The organism is Paraburkholderia sp. J12, assembly GCF_905220215.1.
Classification (GTDB): Bacteria; Pseudomonadota; Gammaproteobacteria; order Burkholderiales; family Burkholderiaceae; genus Paraburkholderia.
Genome location: NZ_CAJMZC010000022.1, coordinates 39,326 through 62,427, shown reverse-complemented (window position 1 = coordinate 62,427; position 23,102 = coordinate 39,326). Strand labels below are relative to the sequence as shown.

Here is a 23,102-nt window from a genome sequence, read left to right as displayed (position 1 = left end):
CAGCGTGAAAATCCGCGTGCTGTCCGACCTGCATCTGGAAAACGACGAGCCTCAGACGATCCCGCACGCCAACGCCGATCTCGTCGTGCTCGCGGGCGACATCCACAATCACGCGCTCGGCCTGCGCTGGGCGGCGGAAACGTTCGATCCGCAGGTGCCGGTGGTCTACGTGCCGGGCAATCACGAGTACTACGACGGCGAGTTCGGCGCACTCGAAGCCGCGATGCACGACGCAGCGTCCACGCTCGACAACGTGCACTTCCTCAACAACGCGACCGTGAGCGACGCAGCGGGACGCTGGCGCGTGCTGGGCACGACGCTATGGACGGACTTCGCGCTCTTCGGCGCCGACGATGCCAACGACGCCGCACGCGCGAATGCCATCGCCGCCGCGGAGCGCGTGATGCTCGATTTTCGCGGCCTGATCCAGGTGTCGTGGCCCGATAGTCCCGCCGCGCTCGCGCGGGACTTCACGCCGCAAGACTCGCTCGCGCTGCACGCGCAAGCGCTGGCATGGTTGAAGACGGAACTGGCGAAACCCTTCGCGGGCAAGACGATCGTCGTCACGCACCACGCGCCGCACCGGCTGAGCCTCGCGGCGCGTTATGCGAACGATCCGGTCTCGGCGGGCTTCGTGAGCGATCTGGATACGCTCGTGCGGCCGCCGGTCGCGCTCTGGCTGCATGGGCACACGCATACGAGCTTCGATTACACCGTCAACGGCGCGCGCGTGGTATGCAATCCGCGCGGCTACCGCGACCGGCGTACCGGTGTGCCGGAGAATACGGCGTTTGCGTGGGACAAGGTGGTGGAGATCGGGGAATGAGGCGCCTGTAAAACCGCGTCCTCCATCAAAATCAGAACAAAGCTCAGTGCAGCCCGCCGCGCGCACGCCCGGCGGCGCCATTATCGCGCTGCACGCGCAGCGACGCCGGCTGAAGCTGCGCGCGGCGCATGCGCAGCAGATCGCGCGATGCCGCGATGCCGATCAGGCCCATCATCACGGCAATGCCGATCATCAGATGCGTATCCATGGAAGTCCTCGGGGTCTGGCGAATTGAACGTTAGCAAAAGGGTTTCGCTACGTTAGCAAAGCGCCGCACGCCGAGGCGTAAGGAAGTGTTGCGATCCGCCGCAGGTGTAACAGCCTGTCACACGCCGCCGCGGCAAGCCCGCCACGGCGCCCTGCCCTCAGGTGCGCGCGAACTTGCGCAGTTCAGCCTGATCGGTGGCGAGCGTAGCGGGCAAGGTCTCGCGCAGCAACTCGATCCACGTGCGGATCTTCGCGTCGAGATACTGGCGCGAGGGATACATCGCGTAGAGATTCATTTCCTGCGAGCGGTATTCGGGCAGGATCCACACGAGCTCGCCGCTGCGCAGCCCGCTGATGGCCGAATAGAGCGGCAGGAGGCCGATCCCCATGCCTTCGCGGATCGCCACCGCGAGCGCCTCCGCCACGTTCACCTGGAACGTCGTCGAACCGAGGTCGATGTGCTGCTCGCCTTCCGGCCCGTTAAAGCGCCATTGCGCCGTGGGAAACACCGGCGTGACCATCTGCAGGCACACGTGCCCCCCGAGATCCGTCGGCTTTTGCGGCACGCCGCGCCGCTCCAGATAGGCGGGCGACGCGCAGGCGATGCTGAACGTACTCGCAATGCGCTGCGAGACGAAACCCGAGTCGGGCAGATCGGTCGCGAGCATGAGCGCCATGTCGTAGCCTTCGTCGAGCAGATCCGGCATGCGCTGGGCCGCGAGCGTGAGCTCGACGCTCACCTCCGGATAGAGCTGCTGATACCGCCCCACCGCCGGCACCACGTAGTGCTGGCCGAAGCTCGTCATCGAATAGACCTTGAGCTTGCCCGAGGGCCGCGCGTGCGCGTCGCCGGCCTCGGCTTCCGCCTGGTCCACATACGCGAGGATCTGCTCGCAGCGCTGCAGATAGCGCTCGCCGGCCTCGGTCAGCGCGATGCGGCGCGTCGTGCGGTTCAACAGCCGCGTGCGCAGATGCGCCTCCAGATCCGACACGGCGCGCGAAGCGTAAGCCGTCGTCGTATTCAGGTGCTGCGCGGCGCCCGTGAAGCTCCCCGCTTCGACCACCCGCACAAATACCCGCATGTTTTGGAGCGTATCCATAGCCTTCCTCGTGATGTCGGAGGCATTGTTACATATTTTGCAAGATCGATTATCACAGAACCCGTAAGAATCCCTTGCATCCTTACCGGTTATTCAGGAATCGATCGAAAAATATAATGCCTGACATTAATCTATAGCCAGGAAAAGGAGTAAATCGTGCAGTCTCCGGTACCGAAAGGACTCGCTGCGCTCACGGTTCTTACGTTCTCGTTGATAATCGCGGGCTGCGCCAGTACCGGAGGCGTCGCCCCGCAGGACAAGCCGGCCGACGCCGCGCAACTCGATGCCGGATCGGCCATCCGCGCGGCCAATACCGACGCCCGGTGGCCCGCCAGCGACTGGTGGAAAAGCTACAACGATCCGCAACTCGATGCGTGGATCGAGGCGTCGATCTCGGGCAATCCGTCGCTCGCGGCCGCGCAGGCGCGCGTGCGCGAAGCGCGCTCGATGGCGGGCGTGGCCGAGGCCGGGCTGCTGCCGCAGGTGAACGGCAACCTGTCGGTCCAGCGCCAGCACTGGTCCGACAACGTGTATTACGGCCCGGGGCCGCTCGCCGGCGCCAACACCTGGAACAACACGGCCGCGCTCGGCCTTTCGTATCACCTCGATCTCTGGGGCCAGGACAAGAACACCGCCGGGCGCGCGCTCGACCTCGCGCACGCCAGCGCCGCGGACGAACGCGCCGCGCAACTCGAACTCGAAGCGAACGTCACGCGTGCGTATATCGAGCTTTCGATGAACTACGCGCTGCTCGACATCGCGAAACAGACGCTCGCCGAACAGCAGAAGGTGCTCGCGCTCGCCCAGCGGCGCCTGGCGGGCGGCATCGGCACGCAGCTCGACGTGAGCCAGGCGCAAACGCCGCTGCCCGAGTACGAGCGCCAGATCGACGCGCTCGAAGAGGCCATCGCGCTCGGCAAGAACCAGCTCGCGGCGCTCGCGGGCCAGGGCCCGGGCGCCGGCGAAGCGATCACGCGGCCCGCGCTCTCGCTCGCGAGCCCGGCCGGCCTGCCCTCGGCGCTGCCCGCCGAGCTGATCGGCCATCGCCCGGATATCGTCGCCGCGCGCTGGACCGTGGCCGCGCAGGCGCGCGGCATCGACGTGGCCAGGGCCGACTTCTATCCGAACGTGAATCTGCTCGTTTCGATGGGCGGTTACGCGGCTGCGGGACCGCTCTTCCAGTTTCTCAAGTCGATGAGCGGCAGCTATAACGCGGGCCCCGCGCTCTCGCTGCCGATCTTCGACGGCGGCCGCCTGCGCTCGCAGCTCGGCGCGCAGTCGGCGGCCTACGACATCGCCGTCGATCAGTACAACCAGACGATCGTCACCGCGCTCAAGGAAATCGCCGACGAAGTCGTGCGCATGCGCTCGCTCGCGACCCAGGAGGACGATGCGCACCGCTCGGTGGCGGTGGCCCAGCGCAACTTCGACTTGTCCGAGGAAGGTTATCGGCGCGGCCTCACCGACTACGTGAACGTGCTGATCGCGCAGACGCAGTTGCTGCGTGCGCAGGAAGGCGTCGCGCGCATCCAGGCCGCGCGCCTCACCGCCCAGGCGACGCTCGCGGCCGCGCTCGGCGGCGGCGTGATCGACGCGGCGGCGGATCCTGCCGTCGCGATGCCGACCGATGCCGAGCAACTGCCCGCGCACGGCAAGAAGACCCGCGAGGTGCCGCTCGCGCCCGCCGCGCTGCTCGCACCGCGCTCCGCGACCGGCGCAACCGCACAGCCCGCGGACCGCGCGGCCCCGGCGCTCGACTAAGGCACGCGGCCATGCAAGCGTCCTCCTCTCCCACGCAGCCGGGCAGCGAGCGCCGCCTGTTCACGGCGCTCGCCGAATGGGCGCGCACGGACGGCCTCGTCTGGATCTATCTGTTCAAGGCGATCGCCGCGGCGCTCCTCGCGCTCGGCGTGGCCATGAAGCTCGACCTGCCGCAGCCGCGCACGGCCATGACCACGGTCTTCATCGTCATGCAGCCGCAAAGCGGCCCGGTGTTCGCGAAGAGCTTCTACCGGCTCTGCGGCACGCTCGTGGGCCTCGTCGTGATGCTCGCGCTGATCGGCCTGTTCGCGCAGCAGCCCGAACTCTTCATCGCCTCCACGGCGCTGTGGGTCGGCATCTGCACCGCGGGCGCGGCGCGCAACCGCAACTTCCGCTCGTACGGCTTCGTGCTCGCGGGCTACACGGCCGCGCTGATCGGCATCCCGGCCTCGCAGCATCCGGACGGCGCGTTCATGTCGGCCATGACGCGCGTGTGCGAGATCTCGATCGGCATTCTGGCGTCGGGCTTCGTGAGCGCCGTGGTGTTTCCGCAGTACACGGGCGAGTTGCTGCGCGCGAGCGTGCGGCGGCGCTTCTCGTCGTTCGTCGATTACATCTCGGCATCGCTGGCCGGAAACGTCGATCGTTCGCAGATCGAATCGACCAATGCGCGCTTCGTGGCCGACGTCGTCGGGCTGGAAGCGAGCCGCAGCACGGCCGTGTTCGAAACGCCCGACGCCCGCATGCGCTCGGCGCGCATCGCGCGCCTGAACACCGAGTTCATGAGCGCCTCGACGCGCTTTCACGCGCTGCACCAGTTGATGAACCGGCTGCGCCACGACGGCGCCTCGGCCACAGTCGATGCGCTCGAACCGTACTTCCGCGAGATCGCGCCGCTCTTCGCCAAGGCCGGCGAGCCGGTGCTCACGGCCGCCGACGCGGCGCACGTGGCGAGCCAGCTCGACGCCTACCGCGCGACGCTGCCCAAACGCGTGCGCGACACCCGCGCGGAACTCGAAGCGCAGCTCGCGCAAGCCGGCGAAACCGAAGGCGCCGCGAACCTGCTCGACTTCGACACGGCCACGGAGCTCTTCTACCGCTTCGTCCACGAGATGCACGAGTACACGGCCACCTACGCCTCGCTTGCCGTCGATACGCACGCGCGCGAAAAGTGGATCGCGCGCTACGTGCCGAAGACGAGCTGGATTGCCGCAGGCGTCTCGGGGCTGCGCGCGGCGATCGTCATGGGGCTGCTCGGCGCCTTCTGGATCGCGACGGCGTGGCCGAGCGGCACAACCCTCGTGCTGACCGCGGCGGCCACCTGCGCGCTGGCTTCGTCCTCGCCGCAGCCCGCGCGCATGTCGAGCCAGATGGCGGTCGGCACGATCCTCGCGTCGCTCGTGGGCATGATCCTCGTGTTCGGCGTGTTTCCGCACATCGACGGTTTTCCGATGCTGTGTGTCGCGCTCACGCCCGCGCTCGCGTTCGGCGTGTTCCTCACGACGCGGCCGCAGTACGCGGGCTACGGCATGGGCTACTGCATTTTCCTGTGCTTCCTCGCCGGCCCCGACAACGTCATGCAGTACAACCCCGACAGCTACATGAACGACGCGCTCGCGCTCGCGATGTCGATGATCGTCACGGCGGCGGCGTTCGCGGTGTTCCTGCCGACCTCCGCGAAGTGGCTGCGCACGCTGCTGCTCATCGAGCTGCGCGGCGCCGCCGTGCAGGCGTGCCGCGCGCGCCTCGCGGGCTTGCGCAACCGCTTCGAGAGCGGCGCGCGCGACCTCGTGTTCCAGCTGAGCGCGCTGGCCGGCAACGATCAGGACTTGCGCCGCGACACGCTGCGCTGGCTCTTCGCCACGCTCGAAGTCGGCAATGCGGCCATCGACCTGCGCCACGAACTCGCCGCGCTGCCCGCGCAGCCGCGCTACGCGAAGGGCGCGGCGTGGCGCCAAACGATCGACGCCGCGCTCAAGTCCGTGAGCGCCCTGTTCGACCGACCGGCCTCGCGGCGCTACGCCGCCGCGCTCGCGGCGACGGGCACCGCCATCGAAGCGGCCCAGGGCGCGCTGCGGTTCGACGCGCCGCGCGAAGAACGCCACCAGCTCCAGCGCATCCTGAGCCATCTGCATTTCATCCGCACCGCGCTCATCGACCCGCAGTCGCCGCTCGCGGCGTATGCGGCGTTTGCGGCCCCCGAGGGCACGCACCCGGGCGCCGCGCCCGGCACTCCAGGAGCTCACCATGCCTCGTGACGTCGCGTTGCTCGACGCCTACATTCCCGCGATCGTGCTGCTCTTCATTCTGGGCGCCGCGATCACCTGGGTGCTCGACTCGCTGCTCGCCCGCACGGGCCTGTACCGCGTGGTGTGGCACCCCTCGCTCTTCCGCGTGAGCCTGCTCGTGATCGTGAGCTGCGCGCTCGGACTCGCTGTTTATCGTTGATATCGCCCGATACCGACGGATACCGCTCGCTATCGTTGAACCGTTGAACCGGATTCGAAGAATCATGACACTCCGAAACATCATTGGCTTCATCGCCACGGCCCTCATCTTCGTCGTCGCCATCGCGGCCGGGCGCGTGCTCTGGGTCCACTACATGGACGAGCCGTGGACGCGCGACGGCCGCGTGCGCGCCGACGTGGTCAACATCGCCCCCGACGTCTCGGGCGCCGTGGTCGAGCTGCCCGTGCAGGACAACCAGTTCGTGCACAAGGGCGACCTGCTCATGCAGATCGATCCGTCGCACTACCAGATCGCCGTGGAGCAGGCACAGGCCGCCGTGGCCGCGCGCAAGGCCGAGCTCACCATGCGCCTCGACGACGCGAAGCGCCGCGCCGACATGGACAGCCTCGTCGTCTCGCAGGAGAGCCGCGAAAACGCCTCGCACACCGCGAACTCGGCCGAGGCGCAGTACGAACAGGCACTCGCCGCGCTCGACGCCGCGAAGCTCAACCTCGAACGCACGCGCGTGATCTCGCCCGTGGACGGCTACGTGACCAACCTGCAGGTGTTCAAGGGCGACTACGCGACCAGCGGCCAGGCGAAGCTCGCCGTGGTGGACAGCCATTCGTTCTGGGTCTACGGCTACTTCGAGGAAACCAGGCTGCCGCGCGTGAAGGTCGGCGACAAGGCCGAGATCAAGCTGATGAGCGGCGGCACGCTGGAGGGCCACGTGGAAAGCATTTCGCGCGGCATCTACGACCGCGACAATCCGCAAAGCCGCGAGCTCCTCGCCGATGTGAACCCCACCTTCAACTGGGTGCGCCTCGCGCAGCGCGTGCCGGTGCGCATCCATATCGACAAGGTGCCCGACGACATGATCCTCTCCGCCGGCACGACCTGCACGGTGGTCGTGAAGCCCGGGGCCTGAGCGGCCCGCACGCCTCCCCGGCAAGACGACGGCGCGCAGCCGTGGCGCAAAGCGCGGCATCATGGAGAACCCGCGTTGTCCGCGTCCATTGCGCTGCACTATGCTGCGGGATCCGGCCCCACGCGGCCGGCTGCCAGGGAGGAACGTCTTCATGAGCCGTTACCGCGACTTTCACCGCGCATCGATCGACCACCCCGAGGACTTCTGGCGCCGCGAGGCCGCACGCATCCACTGGGAAACACCGTTCGACACCGTGCTCTACCGCTCGAACCCGCCGTTCGCGCGCTGGTTCTGCGGCGGTCGCACGAACCTGTGCTTCAACGCGGTGGACCGCCATCTCGCCTCGCGTGCCGCGCAGAACGCGCTCGTCTATGTCTCGACCGAAACCGGCATCGAACGCCGCTACACCTACGCCGACCTCCATGCCGAAGTGAACCGCATGGCCGCCGTGATGCAGTCGCTGGGCGTCACGCGTGGCGCGCGCGTGCTGATCTATCTGCCGATGATTCCCGAGGCCGTGTTCGCGATGCTCGCCTGCGCGCGGCTCGGCGCGATCCATTCGGTGGTGTTCGGCGGCTTCGCGGCGCCATCGCTCGCAGCACGCATCGACGATGCGAAGCCGGCACTGATCGTCGCCGCCGACGCCGGCGCGCGCGGCGGCAAGGTGATCGACTACGCGCCGCTCGTGGACGAAGCGATGGCGCGTGCCCGGCACGCGCCGCCGCACGTGCTGCTGATCGACCGGCAACTCGCGCCCGCCCGCCTGAAAGCGCCCTACATCGTCGATTACGAGCCGCTGCGCGAGCAGCACTACGAAGCGCACGTGCCCTGCGTGTGGCTCGAATCGAACGAGCCCTCGTACATCCTCTACACCTCGGGCACGACCGGCAAGCCCAAGGGCGTGCAGCGCGACGTGGGCGGCTACGCCGTGGCGCTCGCCGCCTCGATGGAATACATCTTCGAAGGCCGCGCGGGCGACACGATGTTTACGGCCTCGGATATCGGCTGGGTGGTGGGCCACAGCTACATCATCTATGCGCCGCTCCTCGCGGGCATGACGACCGTGATGTACGAGGGCACGCCCATCCGGCCCGACGGCGGCATCTGGTGGCGCCTCGTCGAACAGTGGCGCATCAACCTGATGTTCACCGCGCCGACCGCGATCCGCGTGCTCAAGAAGCAGGACCCGGCGCTGCTGCGCTCGGCCGATCTGTCCAGCCTGCGCACGCTGTTCCTCGCGGGCGAGCCGCTCGACGAACCCACGGCCACGTGGATCTCAGAGGCGCTCGCCAAGCCCGTGGTCGACAACTACTGGCAGACCGAAACCGGCTGGCCGATGCTCGCGATCCAGCACGGCGTGGAAGCGCTGCCGCAGAAGCTCGGCTCGCCCGGCGTGCCGGTGTACGGCTACGACCTGAAGCTGCGCAACGAACAGACGGGCGAGCTGTGCGCGGCGGGTGAAAAAGGCGTGATCACGCTCGGCTACCCGCTGCCGCCGGGCTGCATGCAAACCGTGTGGGGCGACGACGCGCGCTTCGTGAAAACCTACTGGGAGAGCGTGCCGGGCCACACGGTGTATTCGACCTTCGACTGGGGCGTGCAGGACGCCGACGGCTACGTGACGATCCTCGGCCGCACCGACGACGTCATCAACGTCGCGGGCCACCGGCTCGGCACGCGCGAGATCGAAGAGGCGATCTCCTCGCATGCGGCGGTCGCGGAAGTGGCCGTGGTGGGCGTCAACGACGCGGTGAAGGGCCAGGCCGCGCTGGCGTTCGTCGTGCTGCGCGACGCGGGGGCCGCCGCCGATCCGCAGGCAGCACAGACGCTCGAAGCGGCGATTGCCGCGACCGTGGACCGCCAGCTCGGCGCAATCGCGCGGCCGGCGCGCGTGCATTTCGTCGGGCTCCTGCCGAAAACGCGCTCGGGCAAGCTGCTGCGGCGCGCGATTGCAGCGCTCGCCGAAGGGCGCGACCCGGGCGATCTGCCGACGATCGAGGATCCGTCGGCGCTCCAGCAAGTGCGCGACGCGGTGGCCGGAGCGGCTTAGCGGACAGCGGCTTAGTGGATTAACGGCTTAACGCGCCGCCGCGGCGTAAGCGGCGAGAAAACGCTTGAGCACGCCGCTCGAATACGTGCCGGCGATATCGGTAAGGAAGGTAGTGAACGACGTGCTTGCGTGTTCGTCGGCGGTATCGGAAATGGTGCGCACCACGGCGCACGGCAAGCCGTATTCGTGACACACCTGGGCGATGGCCGCGCCCTCCATCTCCACGGCCAGGGCGTCCGGCAGCGCGGCGCGCAAGGCACCCACGGCCTGCGCGCTCGCCACGAACTGATCGCCGCTGATCACGAGACCGCGATGCACGCCCGGCAGATGCCCGGTCTGAAAACGCCCGGCCAGCGCCGCGCCTTCTTCCGCGACGAACCGCTCGCAGGCGTCGGCGAGCGCCACGGAAAGCGCCGGGTCGGCGTCGAAGCGCGCGCGGTCGAGCAGAGGAATCTCGAAGCGGGGAAAGAGCGGCTCGGCATTCATATCGTGCTGAAGCAGCGTCTCGCCCACCACGATGTCGCCCACCCGCACCGCCGGCCCGACACCGCCCGCCACGCCGGTGAACACGAGCGCCTTCACGTCGAATGCATGGATCAGCGCGCTCGCCGTGGCGGCCGCCGCTACTTTGCCGATGCGCGCAAGCGTCACGACGCACGGCACGCCGTGCACGGTACCCACGTGATAGTCGCGCTGACCCAAAGTGCGGGTGACGACGCCGGATTCGGCGCGCATCGTCGCGAGCAGGTCGCCCAGTTCCTCAGGCAGCGCGGCGAGCACGCCGAGCGCACGCGTAGGATTCATCGTTCGATTTTTCCGTGAAGGTTGCAGAAGCAGGTTTCAAAGAACACAAAAACTGCGAACGCTGCGAAGGCCGCGCTCACTCCACCGCTTGCAGCTTGGCCACCGCGAGCGCCAGCCACTTTTCGCCGTGGCGCTTGAAGCGCACCTGGGCCTTCGCATCGGCGCCGCTGCCTTCGAGCGCCGTGACCGTGCCCTCGCCGAACTTCGTGTGGAATACCTGCTGCCCCACGCGAAAGCCCGCGTCGGCGGCCCGCTGCTCGTTCGCGAACGACGGCAGCGGCGCCGTGTCGGGAACATAGGCGTCGCGCCCGCCCGAACTCCTGCCGCCCTCGCCGCCCGAGCCCGAGCGCGCGAACCAGTCGCGGCCCCAGCCCGCGTTATCGGAGCGGCCGCCCCAGCGCGCGCCCGCCTCGACCTTCGGCGTGAGCCACTTGAGCGTTTCCTGCGGCAGTTCGTCGAAAAAGCGCGAGCGCACGTTGTAACGCGTCTGGCCATGCAACAGGCGGCTCTGCGCGAACGACAGATAGAGCCGCTCCTTCGCGCGCGTGATCGCCACGTACATCAGACGCCGCTCTTCCTCGAGGCCGTCGGCCTCCATCGCGCTGTTCTCGTGCGGGAACAGGCCCTCTTCGAGCCCGGTGATGAACACCGCCGTGAATTCGAGACCCTTGGCGGCATGCACCGTCATGAGCTGCACGGCGTCCTGACCCGCCTGCGCCTGGTTGTCGCCCGCCTCGAGCGACGCGTGCGAGAGGAAACCCGCCAGCGGCGTCATCACATCGGGATTCTGCGCCGGGTCCGTGATCGCGGGCGCGTCGAGCACCTGCACTTCGCCGTCGTCGGAGACGATCTCCAACGCGGCCGAGGCGCCCCGGCGCAGCGGAATCGAACGTGCGGGCGTGTCGAGGCCATAACCCTCCTCGCTCACGAACGCCGTGGCCGCGTTGACGAGTTCCTGCAAGTTCTCGAGCCGGTCCTGGCCTTCGCGCTCGTTCTGGTAGAAGTCGGCGAGACCGCTCATGCGCACCGTGTACTCCACCGTCTCGGGCAGGCTCAGCTGCGCCGTTTCCGCGCGCATCTTCGCGACCAGGTTCGCGAACGACGCGAGGCTCGAACCGGCCTTGCCCGTCACGTAGGGAATCGCGGCCGCCATCGAGCAGTTGTAAAGACGCGCCGCGTCGGCCAGTTGCTCGATCGAGCGCGCGCCGATGCCGCGCGTCGGGAAGTTCACGACGCGCGCGAGAGCGGTGTCGTCGTTCGGGTTGTCGATGAGGCGCAGATACGCGAGCGCGTGCTTCACTTCCTGGCGCTCGAAGAAGCGCAGGCCGCCATACACCTTGTACGGCACGCCCGCATTCACGAGCGTGTGCTCGATGGTGCGCGACTGCGCGTTGCTGCGATAGAGCACCGCGATCTCGTTGCGCGCGAGGCCCTGATTGATGAGCGCGCGAATCTCCTCGATGATCCAGCCCGCCTCCTGCGAATCGGTGGCGGCTTCGTAGACGCGCACCGGCTCGCCGTGGCCCGCGTCGGTGCGCAGGTTCTTGCCGAGGCGGCGCGAGTTGTGCGCGATCAGATGGTTGGCCGCATCGAGAATATGGCCGTGCGAGCGGTAGTTCTGCTCGAGCTTGATCATGTGCTTCACGCGGAACTCGTTCTCGAAGTCGCGCATGTTGCCCACGTTCGCGCCGCGGAACGCGTAGATCGACTGGTCGTCGTCGCCCACGGCGAAGATCGCGTTGTTCGCGCCCGCCAGCAGCTTGAGCCAGGCGTACTGCAGCTTGTTGGTGTCCTGGAACTCGTCGACGAGGATGTCGCGAAAGCGCGCCTGATAGTGCGCGCGCAGCGGCAGATTGTGCGCGAGCAGCTCATAGCAGCGCAGCAGCAGCTCCGCGAAATCGACCACGCCCTCGCGCTGGCATTGCTGGTCGTAGGCCTCGTAGAGTTCGACGAACTTGCGGTTGAAGTCGTCGGTCACGTCCACGTCCTTCGGCCGCAGGCCCTGCTCCTTCGCGTTGTTGATGAAGTACTGCAGGTTCTTCGGCGGATACTTCTCGTCGTCGACGTTCAGGCCCTTCATCAGCCGCTTGAGCGCCGAAAGCTGGTCGGCCGTGTCGAGAATCTGGAAGGTCTGCGGCAAGCCCGCGTCGCGGTAATGCGCGCGCAGCATGCGGTTGCACAGGCCGTGGAAGGTGCCGATCCACATGCCGCGCGTGTCGATGGGCAGGAGCGCCTGCAGGCGCCCCACCATTTCGCGCGCGGCCTTGTTCGTGAAGGTCACGGCGAGGATCGTCATCGGCGAGGCGAGGCCCTGCTGGATCAGCCACGCGATGCGCGTGATCAGCACGCGCGTCTTGCCGCTGCCGGCCCCGGCCAGAATGAGCGCCGGTTCGTTCGGCAACGTGACGGCGGCGTGTTGTTCGGGGTTCAGGTTCGCGAGCAGGTCGGGCATGGGGTGCGCAGGTATCAGGGAGGCAAGATGCGCGCAGCAAGGCGCGCCGGTGCGGGACCGACCGTCATTATAAGTCGCCCCTCACCGCCCTGCCGCCCGCGGCCGGAGACAATCTGCCGCCGGCCCCAGACGCGAGGCGCCCACGGCTTCGGGCACAACGCGCCTGCGGCGCAGGCGCGAAAATCCGCCGCCCGGCCGGCCCTGCCCCTCTGCTGGCGCGGTGCCATGGGCACTTCCCCTTATAATTGATGGTTTCCGCATCCATTTTTTCGGCAGATTCCACCCATGAGCGACAGCACGCTAGCGAAAAGCTTCGAGCCCCAGACGATCGAGGCCCACTGGGGCCCCGAATGGGAGCGCCGCGGCTACGCCGCGGCGACCTTCACGCCCGGCCGCAACAACTTCTCGATCCAGCTGCCGCCGCCCAACGTCACGGGCACGCTGCACATGGGCCATGCGTTCAACCAGACGATCATGGACGGCCTCGCGCGCTATCACCGCATGCTCGGCGACAACACACTGTGGGTCCCCGGCACTGACCACGCGGGCATCGCCACGCAGATCGTGGTGGAGCGCCAGCTCGACGCCCAGAAGATTTCGCGCCACGACCTCGGCCGCGAGCAGTTCGTCGAGCGCGTCTGGGAGTGGAAGCAGAAATCGGGCTCGACCATCACGAACCAGGTCCGGCGCCTCGGCGCCTCGATCGACTGGTCGCGCGAGTACTTCACGATGGACGACAAGATGTCGGCCGCCGTGCGCGACGTGTTCGTGCGCCTCTACGAACAGGGCCTCATCTACCGCGGCAAGCGCCTCGTGAACTGGGATCCAGTGCTGCTCACCGCCGTCTCGGACCTGGAAGTGGCGAGCGAAGAGGAAGCGGGCCATTTGTGGCACCTGCGCTACCCGCTCGCGGACGGCTCGGGCCATCTGACGGTCGCCACCACGCGCCCGGAAACCATGCTCGGCGACACGGCCGTGATGGTCCACCCCGAAGACGAGCGCTATGCGCACCTGATCGGCAAGAGGGTGAAGCTGCCGCTCACCGACCGCGAAATCCCCGTGATCGCCGACGAATACGTGGACCGCGAGTTCGGCACGGGCGTCGTGAAGGTCACGCCCGCGCACGACTTCAACGACTACCAGGTGGGCCAGCGCCACGGCCTGCCGATGATCGAGATCCTCACGCTCGACGCGAAGATCAACGACAACGCGCCCGAGAAGTATCGCGGCCTCGACCGCTTCGAGGCCCGCAAGCAGGTGGTGGCCGACTTCGAGGCGGCGGGCCTGCTCGAATCGGTGCAACCGCACAAGCTGATGGTGCCGCGCGGCGACCGCACGGGCGTGGTGATCGAGCCGATGCTGACCGACCAGTGGTTCGTCGCGATGAGCAAGCCGGCGCCCGAGGGCACGTTCAACCCGGGCAAGTCGATCGCCGAAACCGCGCTCGACGTGGTGCGCAGCGGCGAGATCAAGTTCGTGCCGGAGAACTGGACCACCACCTACTACCAGTGGCTCGAGAACATCCAGGACTGGTGCATCTCGCGCCAGCTCTGGTGGGGCCACCAGATCCCGGCGTGGTACGGCGAAAACGGCGAGATCTTCGTCGCGAAGAGCGAGGAAGAGGCGCGCGCGAAGGCCGACGCCCAGGGTTATCAAGGCTCGCTCAGGCGCGACGAAGACGTGCTCGACACGTGGTTCTCCTCCGCGATGGTGCCGTTCTCGTCGCTCGGCTGGCCGCAGGAGACGCCCGAGCTGAAGGCGTTCCTGCCCTCCTCCGTGCTGGTGACGGGCTTCGACATCATCTTCTTCTGGGTGGCGCGCATGGTCATGATGACCACGCACTTCACCGGCAAGGTGCCGTTCGGCACCGTGTACGTGCACGGGCTCGTGCGCGACGCCGAAGGCCAGAAGATGTCGAAGAGCAAGGGCAACACGCTCGACCCGATCGACATCGTCGACGGTATCGACCTCGAAGCGCTCGTCGCCAAGCGCACCACGGGCCTCATGAACCCGAAGCAGGCCGCCAGCATCGAGAAGAAGACGCGCAAGGAATTTCCGGACGGCATCGCGTCGTTCGGCACCGATGCGCTGCGCTTCACGATGGCCTCGATGGCCACGCTCGGGCGCAACGTGAACTTCGACCTCGCGCGCTGCGAGGGCTACCGCAACTTCTGCAACAAGCTCTGGAACGCCACGCGCTTCGTGCTGATGAACTGCGAAGGCCACGACTGCGGCTTCGGCAAGCCCGAGCTGTGCGGCGCGGGCGACTGCGGCCCCGGCGGCTATCTCGACTTCTCGCAGGCCGACCGCTGGATCGTCTCGCTCCTGCAGCGCGTGGAAGCCGAAGTCGCGAAGGGTTTCGCCGACTATCGCTTCGACAATGTGGCCAATGCCCTGTACAAGTTCGTTTGGGACGAATACTGTGACTGGTATCTGGAACTCGCGAAGGTGCAGATCCAGACGGGCACGCCCGAGCAGCAGCGCGCCACGCGCCGCACGCTCCTGCGCGTGCTGGAGACGGTGCTGCGCCTCGCGCACCCGGTGATTCCGTTCATCACCGAAGCGCTGTGGCAAAAGGTGGCGCCACTTGCCGACAAGTATCCGCAAGGCGCGGCCGAGGGCGAGGCATCGATCATGATGCAGCCTTACCCGGTGGCCGAGCCGAAGAAGATCGACGAAGCCGCCGAACAGTGGACCGCCGACCTGAAGGCCGTGATCGATGCATGCCGCAACCTGCGCGGCGAGATGAATCTCTCGCCCGCCACGAAGGTGCCGCTGCTCGTGACGGGCAACGGCGAACGCCTCGCGAGCTTCGCGCCGTATGCGCAGGCGCTCGCGCGCCTCTCGGAGGTCCAGATCATCGCCGACGAGGCCGCGCTCGACGCCGCTTCGGCAGGCGCGCCGGTTGCTATCGTTGGAACGGACAAGCTCGTGCTGAAGGTGGAGATCGACGTGGCCGCCGAGCGCGAGCGGCTCGGCAAGGAAATCGCCCGCCTCACGAACGAAGTGACGAAGTGCGATGCCAAGCTGGGAAATGAAAGTTTTGTTGCAAAAGCGCCGCCGGCCGTGGTTGAACAGGAGCAAAAAAGGCTGGCAGAATTCCGGGCCACGCTGGAGAAGCTGACTGCCCAGCTGGCGCGGCTGCCTGCCTGATTCGCAACTGGCTGGCAACCGCGTAAAAGCGAGGGGCAGCCGGAAGCTGAGGGGCGATCCGGCCACAGAACAGGACCAGGACTAAAGACATGCTAAAAGTTACAAAGGCGGTATTTCCGGTAGCGGGCCTCGGCACGCGCTTCCTTCCCGCCACCAAGGCGAGCCCGAAGGAGATGCTGCCGATCGTCGACAAGCCGCTGATCCAGTACGCCGTCGAGGAAGCCGTGGCGGCCGGGATCACCGAGATGATCTTCGTGACCGGGCGCAGCAAGCGCGCGATCGAGGACCATTTCGACAAGTCCTACGAGATCGAGGCGGAGCTCGAGGCGCGCGGCAAGGCCAAGCTGCTGGAACTGGTCCGCAACATCAAGCCGAGCCACGTCGACTGCTTCTACGTGCGCCAGCCCGAAGCGCTGGGTCTCGGCCACGCCGTGCTGTGCGCCGAAAAGCTCGTGGGCGACAACCCGTTCGCCGTGATTCTCGCGGACGATCTGCTCTACGGCACGCCGCCCGTCATGCAGCAGATGGTGGAGGTGTTCGACCACTACCATAGCTCGGTGCTCGGCGTGGAAGAGATTCCGCCTTCGGAAACGCGCTCGTACGGCATCGTCGACGGCAAGGAGTGGGAAGACTCGATCGTCAAGCTTTCCGGCATCGTCGAAAAGCCGGCGCCCGAAGTCGCACCGTCGAACCTCGGCGTGGTGGGCCGCTACGTGCTCAAGCCGCGGATCTTCGACCACCTGCGCTCGATCAAGCCCGGCGCGGGCGGCGAGCTGCAACTGACCGATGCGATCCAGTCGCTCCTCGCCGACGAGCAGGTGCTGGCGTACAAGTACCACGGCACGCGCTTCGACTGCGGCAGCAAGCTGGGCTACCTGAAGGCGACCGTGGAGTTCGCGCTGCGCCACCCCGAGGTGGCCGCCGAATTCGCCGACTATCTGCACACGCGCAAGCCGACGATGGAAGGCTGAGCGCCCCTGGCGCTGCAAGCAAAATGGCCCGCATACGCGGGCCATTTTTCTGTGCCGGCCACCTTTCGCGAAAGCCGCCTGCACCAGACAGCGGCGGCCGGGCGCCGGATTTCAGCGCCGGCGCATCAGAAACACGAACGTCTTGTCCTGTTGCGTGCTCTCGACGATCTCGTTGCCGGTCTGCTTCGCGAACGCGGCAAAATCGCGCTGCGAGCCGGGGTCGGTGGCGAGGACCTTGAGAATCTGGCCGCTTTCCATATCGGCGAGCGCCTTCTTGGCGCGCAGGATCGGCAGCGGGCAGTTCAGCCCGCGCGCATCCACTTCCTTGTGAACCTGAATCTGCATCGGGGTTGGATCCTTCGGGGGAGGCGCCATACGCGGCGCTAGCGACAAGCGCTAATTCTACCGCAGGCGCGCGTGGCGCTCAGAGCGCCGCCCCGAAGGCCCGGCCATGCTCCACGCTCACAGCGTGACGGCCTGCCCCGTCTGCAACGACTGGCGCAGCGCCTGGCCGATGCGCGTGGCCTCCAGCGCGTCTTCCAGCGTCGCACCCTGCGCGGCGGCCGCACTGCGGCCCTGCCCCTCCTTGCGCTCGCGCACCGCCGACACGAACGCGTGCGCCTCCACGAGGAACGCCTCTTCGAAACGATCGAAGAAGGTGGGCGTGCATTCGCTGCGCACGCCGTGCGCGTCGTAGATCTCGACGCGGTTCGTGCGCGGGATATGCCCGATGGCGAGCGCGCCGGCCGTGCCGATCACCTCGCTCGACGTATCGTTGCCGTGCGCCATCGTGCGCGACGCATAAAACATGGCAAGGCCGCCGCCTTCGAACTCGCAGATCGCCACGCCGTTGTCCACGTCGCCCGCCGCGTGCAGGCCCTCGTGCAGCGCGATGGTGCCGCTCGCATAGACGCGCGTGGCGCGCGGCTTGCCGAGGAGCCAGCGCGCCACGTCGATGTCGTGCACCGTGCAGTCGAGGAAAATGCCGCCCGAGGTGGGCGCGAAACGCACGAAGAAGCCTTCGGGATCGTTGAGATCGCAGGTCTGCGAGCGCACGAGGAACGGCCGGCCGATCGCGCCCGCGCGCACCTTCGCCCAGGCGTCCTGATAGCTCGGATCGAAGCGCCGCATGAAGCCGATCGTGACCTGCTGGCCGTCGTAGCGCCGCGCCTCGGCCACCACGCGTTCGCATTCGGCCACGTCGAGCGAGAGCGGTTTCTCGCAGAACACGTGCTTGCCCGCGTGCAGCGCTTCGACGATCTGCTGCGCATGCAGCGCCGAGGGCGTGACGAGCCAGACGGCGTCGAGCGTGTCGTCGGCCAGCATCGCGGCGTAGTCCGCGTAAAGCCGTGCCGCGGGCAAGGCCTCGCGCGCCCACGCGAGATCGTCTTCGAGCGGGCTGCACGCCGCGGCGAGCGTGGCGCCCGGCACGCGAAAGGCCAGGTTCTGCGCGTGCCGCCGCCCCAGCCGCCCAAGTCCCGCCACGCCCACGCGCAACGGCCGAGCGTGCTGCCCGGGGTGTTCTGCTGCCTGCATCCTGCCTCTCCTCCAGTGTCCTGCTTCACGTCCGCTTCACGTCTGCTTCACGTCTGCGTCACGGCTGCCTCACACCTTCCTCACGCCCGAACGGACCGCACGAGCGGTCCTTCACCGGACTGCGCAGGTGCCCGCGCCGCTCTTGACCTCTGCCGCCGTGGCTCGCCTTTGCGGTTAACCGCCCACCTTCACCACACGCCCTTCGCGCCAGGACAGCGCCGCCGCCTCGGCAAGCTCGAGCGCCTTCAGCCCGTCCGCCACCGTCGTGCGCACCGGCGTGCCGTTCGTCACCGCGTCGTGGAAGTGCGCCATCTCGCTCGCATAGGCGGCGCGGTAACGCTCGAGGAAAAACGCCTCGGGCACGTCCTGCGACACCGCCTTCTTCGACCATGCCACTACTTCCGTAGGCTTCATGTTGCCGGCCTGCAGCATGCCCTCGCTGCCGAGAATCTCGAAACGCTGGTCGTAGCCGTAGGCCGCGCGCCGCGCCGTATTGATCTGGCACAGGCGCCCGCGCTTCGTGCGGATCGTCACCGCGGTCGAATCGATATCGCCCGCTTCGGCAATCGCCGGATCGGAGAGGCAACTGCCCGTGGCGTGCACCGTATCGGCTTCGTCGGCGAGTATCCAGCGGAAGATGTCGAAGTCGTGGATCAGCATGTCCTTGAAGATGCCGCCCGAGTGCTTGATGTACTCGACCGGCGGCGCGCCCGGATCGCGGCTCGTCACCACCAGCATCTCCGGCGTGCCGATCTCGCCCGCATCGAGACGCGCCTTGAGCGCCGCGAAGGTGGGATCGTAGCGGCGCTGAAAGCCGATCATCGCCACCACACCCGCGCGCGCTACCGCGTCGGCGCACAGGCGCGCCCGCTCGACGGTGAGATCGACGGGCTTTTCGCAGAAGATGTGCTTGCCCGCCGCCGCCGATTTCAGGATCAGTTCGGAGTGCGTATCGGTACTCGAACAGATCACGGTCGCGCCGATCGATGCATCGCCGAAAGCGCCGTCCACGTCGGCCACCTGCGCGCCGTGCTGCGCGGCCAGCGCCGCGGCGGCTTCGCGGTTCACGTCGATCACGTACTTGAGGCGCACGCCGGGCTGCCGCGCGAGATTCGCCGCGTGTATGCGCCCGATGCGGCCCGCGCCGAATACGGCTACGTCCAGCGTCTTGCCTGCTTGTTCAGTCATCGTATCCTCCAGTGTCGGTCGATTCTTCGACGTTCAGTTCGAGCCGGTACGCAAGCGCGATGAAAAGCGCCTGGCACAGGCAGAAAGTGCTCGTGAGCGAGCGGAACGCGAACGCGCTCCCCTCCTTCACGTAAAGCAGCGCGTTCGCGTGGCGCGCGAGCGGCGAAAGCTGGCTGTCGGTGATGACGAGGGTTTTCGCATGGTGCTGCTGCGCGACGCGCAGGCAGTACTGCGTTTCCTTGCCATACGGCGCGAAGCTGATGGCGATCACCACGTCGCCCTTCTTCACGCTGCGGATCTGCTCGTGATACATGCCGCCGAGACCGGAGACGAGATGCACGCGCTTTCTCGTGTGCTGCAGCGCGTAGACGATGTAACTCGCCACCGGGAACGAGCGCCGCACGCCGATCACATAGATGTTGTCGGCGGCTTCGAGCATCTTCACGGCTTCGTCGAACTGCGCGTCGTCGAGGCCCGCTTCGAGCTCGTCGAGGCCGCTGCGGCACGCGCCGATGAATTCGCGCGCTACCGCCCCGCCCAGATCCGGGCTCGCCTTGCCTTCCTTCTCGTCGATCAGTTGCCGGATGCGCTGCTGATAGCTCGTCGCCGACGCCCCCTGTCCCGCATAGGCCTGGCGGAACACCGCCTGCAGGTCCGAAAAGCCGGAGAAGCCGAAGCGCTGCGCGAAGCGCACCACGGCGGACGGATGCACGCCGCAGCTCGCCGCGATGTCGCTCGTGCGGTCCATCATCACGCTCGCGCGGTTCTGCTCGATGTAGGTGGCGACGCTCTTCAACTGCCGCGGCAGCGCCTCGTAATCGTGCGCGATGCGCTGCATCAATTCCTCGACGCCCGGTGCGGCGTCGGTTGTCTCGTCCGTCATGGTCGTTTTTCCTTGCTCCTTGCCGCAATGCCGCAAAACCCTTGCCGGGCGGGGCTCTCACGACATGTCGACGCTGCCGATTATAGGAAGCCCCGCACACAAATGGAACAGATTTTCCATTTTTATTTGCAATGAAATTTCTGTTGCATCCTGTCTGCCGATCGCCTAATCTTGTCGATGAGCGGGACGGCATGGACTCGCGAAGCCGTCCGGTTCATCCCTAAAAACGAAAGACCGAGAAAGGTGGAGACAATGACTCAACGCAAGGGCAAGGCAAGGTTTGCGCGGCTCGCCGCGGCGCTCGCACTCGCAACAGGCCTCGCCGCCGCAGGCACGCCGGCGGCCCAGGCGGCCGACGCGCACTTCGTGCTGATCAGCCACGCGCCGGATTCGGATTCGTGGTGGAACACGATCAAGAACGCGATCAAACAGGCCGACGAAGACTTCAACGTCGAAACCGACTACCGCAATCCCCCCAACGGCGACATCGCCGACATGGCGCGCCTGATCGAGCAGGCCGCCGCGCGCAACTACGACGGCGTGATCACGACCATCGCCGACTTCGACGTGCTCAAGAGCTCCATCAAGAAGGTCACGGACAAGCACATTCCGCTCGTGACCATCAACTCCGGCACCGAAGAGCAGAGCCAGCAGCTGGGCGCGATCATGCACGTGGGCCAGCCCGAATACGTGGCGGGCCACGCCGCCGGCGAAAAAGCCAAGGCCGCGGGCGTGAAGTCGTTCCTGTGCGTGAACCACATCGCCACCAACACCGTCTCGTTCGAACGCTGCCGCGGCTTTGCCGACGCCATCGGCGTGGACTACAAGACCTCGACGATCGACTCGGGCCAGGACCCGACGGAAATCCAGTCGAAGGTGAGCGCCTATCTGCGCAACCACCCGAACACGGGCGCGATCCTCACGCTCGGTCCGGTGCCGGCGGCAGCGTCGCTCAAGGCCGTCCAGCAGATGGGCCTCGCGGGCAAGATCTACTTCTGCACCTTCGACTTCTCCGACGACATCGCCAAGGCGATCCAGGCCGGCACGATCCAGTTCGCCATCGACCAGCAGCCGTATCTGCAGGGCTATATCCCGGTGGCCGTGCTCGCGATCGTGAAGAAGGAGCACACCACGGACCCCGTGAAGATCCGCCAGATCCTGCAGGCCAATCCGAAGTTCCAGCAGCGCCTCGAAACCTATGGCCTGCAGCCGTCGTACGGTCCGCGTGACATCCGCTCGGGCCCGGGCTTCATCACGAAGGAGAACATCGACAAGGTCATCAAGTACGCGGGTCAGTACCGTTGATCGCTGAGTGATCGCTTAACGATCACTGAGTACTCGCATCGATGTAAAGCAGCACGGTTTTTCGTCAGCCACGCGCGGCGACGGTTCGCCCCTCGCGATATCCGCTTCGCCTTTCGCTCACCGCGCCGCGCGCTCTTTCACCGGTACGCCGCCACTGCGCCCCCTGCCCCGTTGCGACATGCAGCCGGGCGGCGTACCGGGCATCGGACATTGCAAGGGATCCGGGCAAGCGCCAAGGCACTTGCCGGAATCCACCGTTCTACGTGGGACCGGAGTAAGCGCTAAAGCGCCAACTCCGGTCGACAAAGGAGACATCATGGGTGTAGCCGGCAAACACTTCCCCTCGCATTCCCAGGACGGCAGCGCGCAGGACGGCGCGACGCCGCCCCCGGCGGGGACCGGCGCCGCGGACGAACGCGTGCGCCGCGAATCCTGGTTCGGCCATCTGCTCGGCCGGCCCGAATTCGCCGCGATTTCCGGCACCGTGCTCATCTTCGCCGTGTTCGCCATCGGCGCGGGCGGCTCGGGCATGTTCGATCTCGACGGCGTGATGAACTGGTCGCAGGTCGCCGCCTACCTGGGCATCCTCTCGGTCGGCGCGTGCCTGCTCATGATCGCCGGCGAGTTCGACCTCTCCATCGGTTCGATGATCGGCTTCGCCGGGATGATGGTCGCCATTCCGACCATGTACTTCCACTGGCCCATCGCGCTCTCGATCCTGTTCGCGTTCGCGGGCTGCACCGCGCTCGGCGCGCTCAACGGCTATCTCGTGATGCGCACGCGCCTGCCCTCGTTCATCGTGACGCTCGCGTTCATGTTCATCCTGCGCGGCCTCACGCTCGCGCTCTCGATCATGTTCGCCGATCGCACCATCGTCTCCGGCGTGGGCGACGTCGCCAAGGACGACTACCTGACCAACCTGCTCTTTCACGGCACCGCGTTCAAGGGCCTCTTCGTGGCGCTCGCCCACATGGGCATCGGCAAGATGCTCGACAACGGCCAGCCGCTCGTGCCGGGCGTACCGAAAGTGATCCTCTGGTGGTTCGTGCTCACCGCCATCGGCGCCTTCGTGCTCGCCAAGACCCGCTACGGCAACTGGATCCTCGCCGTGGGCGGCGACGCCAACGCCGCCAAGAACGTGGGCGTGCCGGTCAAGCGCATCAAGATCTCGCTCTTCATGCTCACCGCGTTCTGCTCGTGCCTGTTCGCCGTGCTGCAGGTGTGCGACATCGGCTCGGCCGCCGCCGACCGCGGTCTGCAGAAGGAGTTCGAAGCGATCATCGCCGCGGTGATCGGCGGCACGCTGCTCACGGGCGGCTACGGCTCGGTGATCGGCGCTGCATTCGGCGCGCTGATCTTCGGCGTCGTGCAGATCGGCATCACCTACACGAACATCGACTCGGACTGGTTCCGCGTGTTCCTCGGCATGATGCTGCTCATGGCCGTGCTCTTCAATCACTATGTGCGCCGCCGCGTCGCGCAGTCGTAAT

The 23,102-nt window shown here is 67.0% G+C and carries 18 protein-coding genes; 10 read left to right on the top strand and 8 right to left on the bottom strand.

What is annotated here, in order from left to right:
• Positions 1 to 4 precede the first annotated feature (4 nt).
• Complete coding sequence (locus tag U5760_RS29585) at positions 5 to 826, top strand: metallophosphoesterase (RefSeq protein WP_322015864.1); 822 nt, start codon at positions 5 to 7, stop codon at positions 824 to 826.
• A 43-nt stretch (positions 827 to 869) separates the two neighbouring features.
• Here U5760_RS29585 and U5760_RS29580 read toward each other — a convergent pair whose 3' ends face one another.
• On the bottom strand, positions 870 to 1,034 hold the full coding sequence (locus U5760_RS29580) for a hypothetical protein (protein ID WP_322015863.1): 165 nt from the start codon (positions 1,032 to 1,034) through the stop codon (positions 870 to 872).
• A gap of 157 nt (positions 1,035 to 1,191) precedes the next feature.
• Positions 1,192 to 2,133 carry a LysR family transcriptional regulator gene (locus U5760_RS29575; RefSeq protein ID WP_322015862.1) on the bottom strand — a complete coding sequence of 314 codons (942 nt, stop codon included), beginning with the start codon at positions 2,131 to 2,133 and terminating at the stop codon, positions 1,192 to 1,194.
• 156 nt (positions 2,134 to 2,289) lie between these two features.
• On the opposite strand from U5760_RS29575, the gene U5760_RS29570 reads away from it, so the two are divergent.
• The 5 genes from U5760_RS29570 (at position 2,290) to U5760_RS29550 (ending at position 9,320) form a co-directional block, all read left to right on the top strand.
• Positions 2,290 to 3,894: an efflux transporter outer membrane subunit gene (locus U5760_RS29570; protein WP_322015861.1), complete on the top strand. Its 1,605-nt coding sequence runs from the start codon at positions 2,290 to 2,292 to the stop codon at positions 3,892 to 3,894.
• A gap of 11 nt (positions 3,895 to 3,905) precedes the next feature.
• Positions 3,906 to 6,152, top strand: a complete 2,247-nt coding sequence (locus tag U5760_RS29565) for an FUSC family protein (protein ID WP_322015860.1) — start codon at positions 3,906 to 3,908, stop codon at positions 6,150 to 6,152.
• Positions 6,142 to 6,342 (top strand): DUF1656 domain-containing protein, encoded by a 201-nt coding sequence (locus U5760_RS29560; protein WP_322015859.1) that lies wholly within the window; start codon positions 6,142 to 6,144, stop codon positions 6,340 to 6,342. Before U5760_RS29565 ends, U5760_RS29560 begins: the two co-directional genes overlap by 11 nt.
• A gap of 64 nt (positions 6,343 to 6,406) precedes the next feature.
• Positions 6,407 to 7,270 (top strand): HlyD family secretion protein, encoded by an 864-nt coding sequence (locus U5760_RS29555; RefSeq protein ID WP_322015858.1) that lies wholly within the window; start codon positions 6,407 to 6,409, stop codon positions 7,268 to 7,270.
• A 151-nt stretch (positions 7,271 to 7,421) separates the two neighbouring features.
• Positions 7,422 to 9,320 (top strand): propionate--CoA ligase, encoded by a 1,899-nt coding sequence (locus tag U5760_RS29550; protein WP_322015857.1) that lies wholly within the window; start codon positions 7,422 to 7,424, stop codon positions 9,318 to 9,320.
• 27 nt (positions 9,321 to 9,347) lie between these two features.
• Here U5760_RS29550 and U5760_RS29545 read toward each other — a convergent pair whose 3' ends face one another.
• Positions 9,348 to 10,124, bottom strand: a complete 777-nt coding sequence (locus U5760_RS29545; RefSeq protein WP_322015856.1) for a 5'-methylthioadenosine/adenosylhomocysteine nucleosidase — start codon at positions 10,122 to 10,124, stop codon at positions 9,348 to 9,350.
• A gap of 76 nt (positions 10,125 to 10,200) precedes the next feature.
• Positions 10,201 to 12,576 carry a UvrD-helicase domain-containing protein gene (locus U5760_RS29540; protein ID WP_322015855.1) on the bottom strand — a complete coding sequence of 792 codons (2,376 nt, stop codon included), beginning with the start codon at positions 12,574 to 12,576 and terminating at the stop codon, positions 10,201 to 10,203.
• A 285-nt stretch (positions 12,577 to 12,861) separates the two neighbouring features.
• On the opposite strand from U5760_RS29540, the gene U5760_RS29535 reads away from it, so the two are divergent.
• Together U5760_RS29535 and galU are read left to right on the top strand one after the other, a co-directional pair.
• Complete coding sequence (locus tag U5760_RS29535) at positions 12,862 to 15,729, top strand: valine--tRNA ligase (protein ID WP_322015854.1); 2,868 nt, start codon at positions 12,862 to 12,864, stop codon at positions 15,727 to 15,729.
• A gap of 89 nt (positions 15,730 to 15,818) precedes the next feature.
• Positions 15,819 to 16,700 carry a UTP--glucose-1-phosphate uridylyltransferase GalU gene (gene galU, locus U5760_RS29530; RefSeq protein WP_322015853.1) on the top strand — a complete coding sequence of 294 codons (882 nt, stop codon included), beginning with the start codon at positions 15,819 to 15,821 and terminating at the stop codon, positions 16,698 to 16,700.
• 111 nt (positions 16,701 to 16,811) lie between these two features.
• On the opposite strand, the gene U5760_RS29525 is transcribed toward galU, so the two are convergent.
• The 4 genes from U5760_RS29525 to U5760_RS29510 all read right to left on the bottom strand — a co-directional run bounded on the left by U5760_RS29525 (position 16,812) and on the right by U5760_RS29510 (position 20,307).
• Positions 16,812 to 17,039 carry a sulfurtransferase TusA family protein gene (locus U5760_RS29525; protein ID WP_027815106.1) on the bottom strand — a complete coding sequence of 76 codons (228 nt, stop codon included), beginning with the start codon at positions 17,037 to 17,039 and terminating at the stop codon, positions 16,812 to 16,814.
• A gap of 123 nt (positions 17,040 to 17,162) precedes the next feature.
• On the bottom strand, positions 17,163 to 18,236 hold the full coding sequence (locus tag U5760_RS29520) for a Gfo/Idh/MocA family oxidoreductase (protein ID WP_322015852.1): 1,074 nt from the start codon (positions 18,234 to 18,236) through the stop codon (positions 17,163 to 17,165).
• A 174-nt stretch (positions 18,237 to 18,410) separates the two neighbouring features.
• Positions 18,411 to 19,424: an inositol 2-dehydrogenase gene (gene iolG, locus U5760_RS29515; protein ID WP_322015851.1), complete on the bottom strand. Its 1,014-nt coding sequence runs from the start codon at positions 19,422 to 19,424 to the stop codon at positions 18,411 to 18,413.
• The gene (locus U5760_RS29510; protein WP_322015850.1) at positions 19,417 to 20,307 is read right to left on the bottom strand and encodes a MurR/RpiR family transcriptional regulator; all 891 of its coding nucleotides are present in this window, start codon (positions 20,305 to 20,307) and stop codon (positions 19,417 to 19,419) included. Before U5760_RS29510 ends, iolG begins: the two co-directional genes overlap by 8 nt.
• A gap of 252 nt (positions 20,308 to 20,559) precedes the next feature.
• Between U5760_RS29510 and U5760_RS29505 the strand changes: the two genes are divergently transcribed.
• Positions 20,560 to 21,612 carry a sugar ABC transporter substrate-binding protein gene (locus U5760_RS29505; protein ID WP_322015849.1) on the top strand — a complete coding sequence of 351 codons (1,053 nt, stop codon included), beginning with the start codon at positions 20,560 to 20,562 and terminating at the stop codon, positions 21,610 to 21,612.
• A gap of 316 nt (positions 21,613 to 21,928) precedes the next feature.
• A complete protein-coding gene (locus U5760_RS29500; protein ID WP_322015848.1) occupies positions 21,929 to 23,101 on the top strand; it encodes an ABC transporter permease in 1,173 nt (390 codons plus the stop codon).
• Position 23,102 lies beyond the last annotated feature (1 nt).

Bases quoted from the DNA above. Each gene is read 5' to 3' on its own strand.
- U5760_RS29580 (WP_322015863.1), bottom strand. From the start codon at position 1,034: ATGGATACGCATCTGATGATCGGCATTGCCGTGATGATGGGCCTGATC.
- U5760_RS29575 (WP_322015862.1), bottom strand. From the start codon at position 2,133: ATGGATACGCTCCAAAACATGCGGGTATTTGTGCGGGTGGTCGAAGCG.
- U5760_RS29565 (WP_322015860.1), top strand. From the start codon at position 3,906: ATGCAAGCGTCCTCCTCTCCCACGCAGCCGGGCAGCGAGCGCCGCCTG.
- U5760_RS29560 (WP_322015859.1), top strand. From the start codon at position 6,142: ATGCCTCGTGACGTCGCGTTGCTCGACGCCTACATTCCCGCGATCGTG.
- U5760_RS29555 (WP_322015858.1), top strand. From the start codon at position 6,407: ATGACACTCCGAAACATCATTGGCTTCATCGCCACGGCCCTCATCTTC.
- U5760_RS29550 (WP_322015857.1), top strand. From the start codon at position 7,422: ATGAGCCGTTACCGCGACTTTCACCGCGCATCGATCGACCACCCCGAG.
- U5760_RS29545 (WP_322015856.1), bottom strand. From the start codon at position 10,124: ATGAATCCTACGCGTGCGCTCGGCGTGCTCGCCGCGCTGCCTGAGGAA.
- U5760_RS29540 (WP_322015855.1), bottom strand. From the start codon at position 12,576: ATGCCCGACCTGCTCGCGAACCTGAACCCCGAACAACACGCCGCCGTC.
- U5760_RS29535 (WP_322015854.1), top strand. From the start codon at position 12,862: ATGAGCGACAGCACGCTAGCGAAAAGCTTCGAGCCCCAGACGATCGAG.
- galU (WP_322015853.1), top strand. From the start codon at position 15,819: ATGCTAAAAGTTACAAAGGCGGTATTTCCGGTAGCGGGCCTCGGCACG.
- U5760_RS29520 (WP_322015852.1), bottom strand. From the start codon at position 18,236: ATGCAGGCAGCAGAACACCCCGGGCAGCACGCTCGGCCGTTGCGCGTG.
- iolG (WP_322015851.1), bottom strand. From the start codon at position 19,424: ATGACTGAACAAGCAGGCAAGACGCTGGACGTAGCCGTATTCGGCGCG.
- U5760_RS29510 (WP_322015850.1), bottom strand. From the start codon at position 20,307: ATGACGGACGAGACAACCGACGCCGCACCGGGCGTCGAGGAATTGATG.
- U5760_RS29505 (WP_322015849.1), top strand. From the start codon at position 20,560: ATGACTCAACGCAAGGGCAAGGCAAGGTTTGCGCGGCTCGCCGCGGCG.
- U5760_RS29500 (WP_322015848.1), top strand. From the start codon at position 21,929: ATGGGTGTAGCCGGCAAACACTTCCCCTCGCATTCCCAGGACGGCAGC.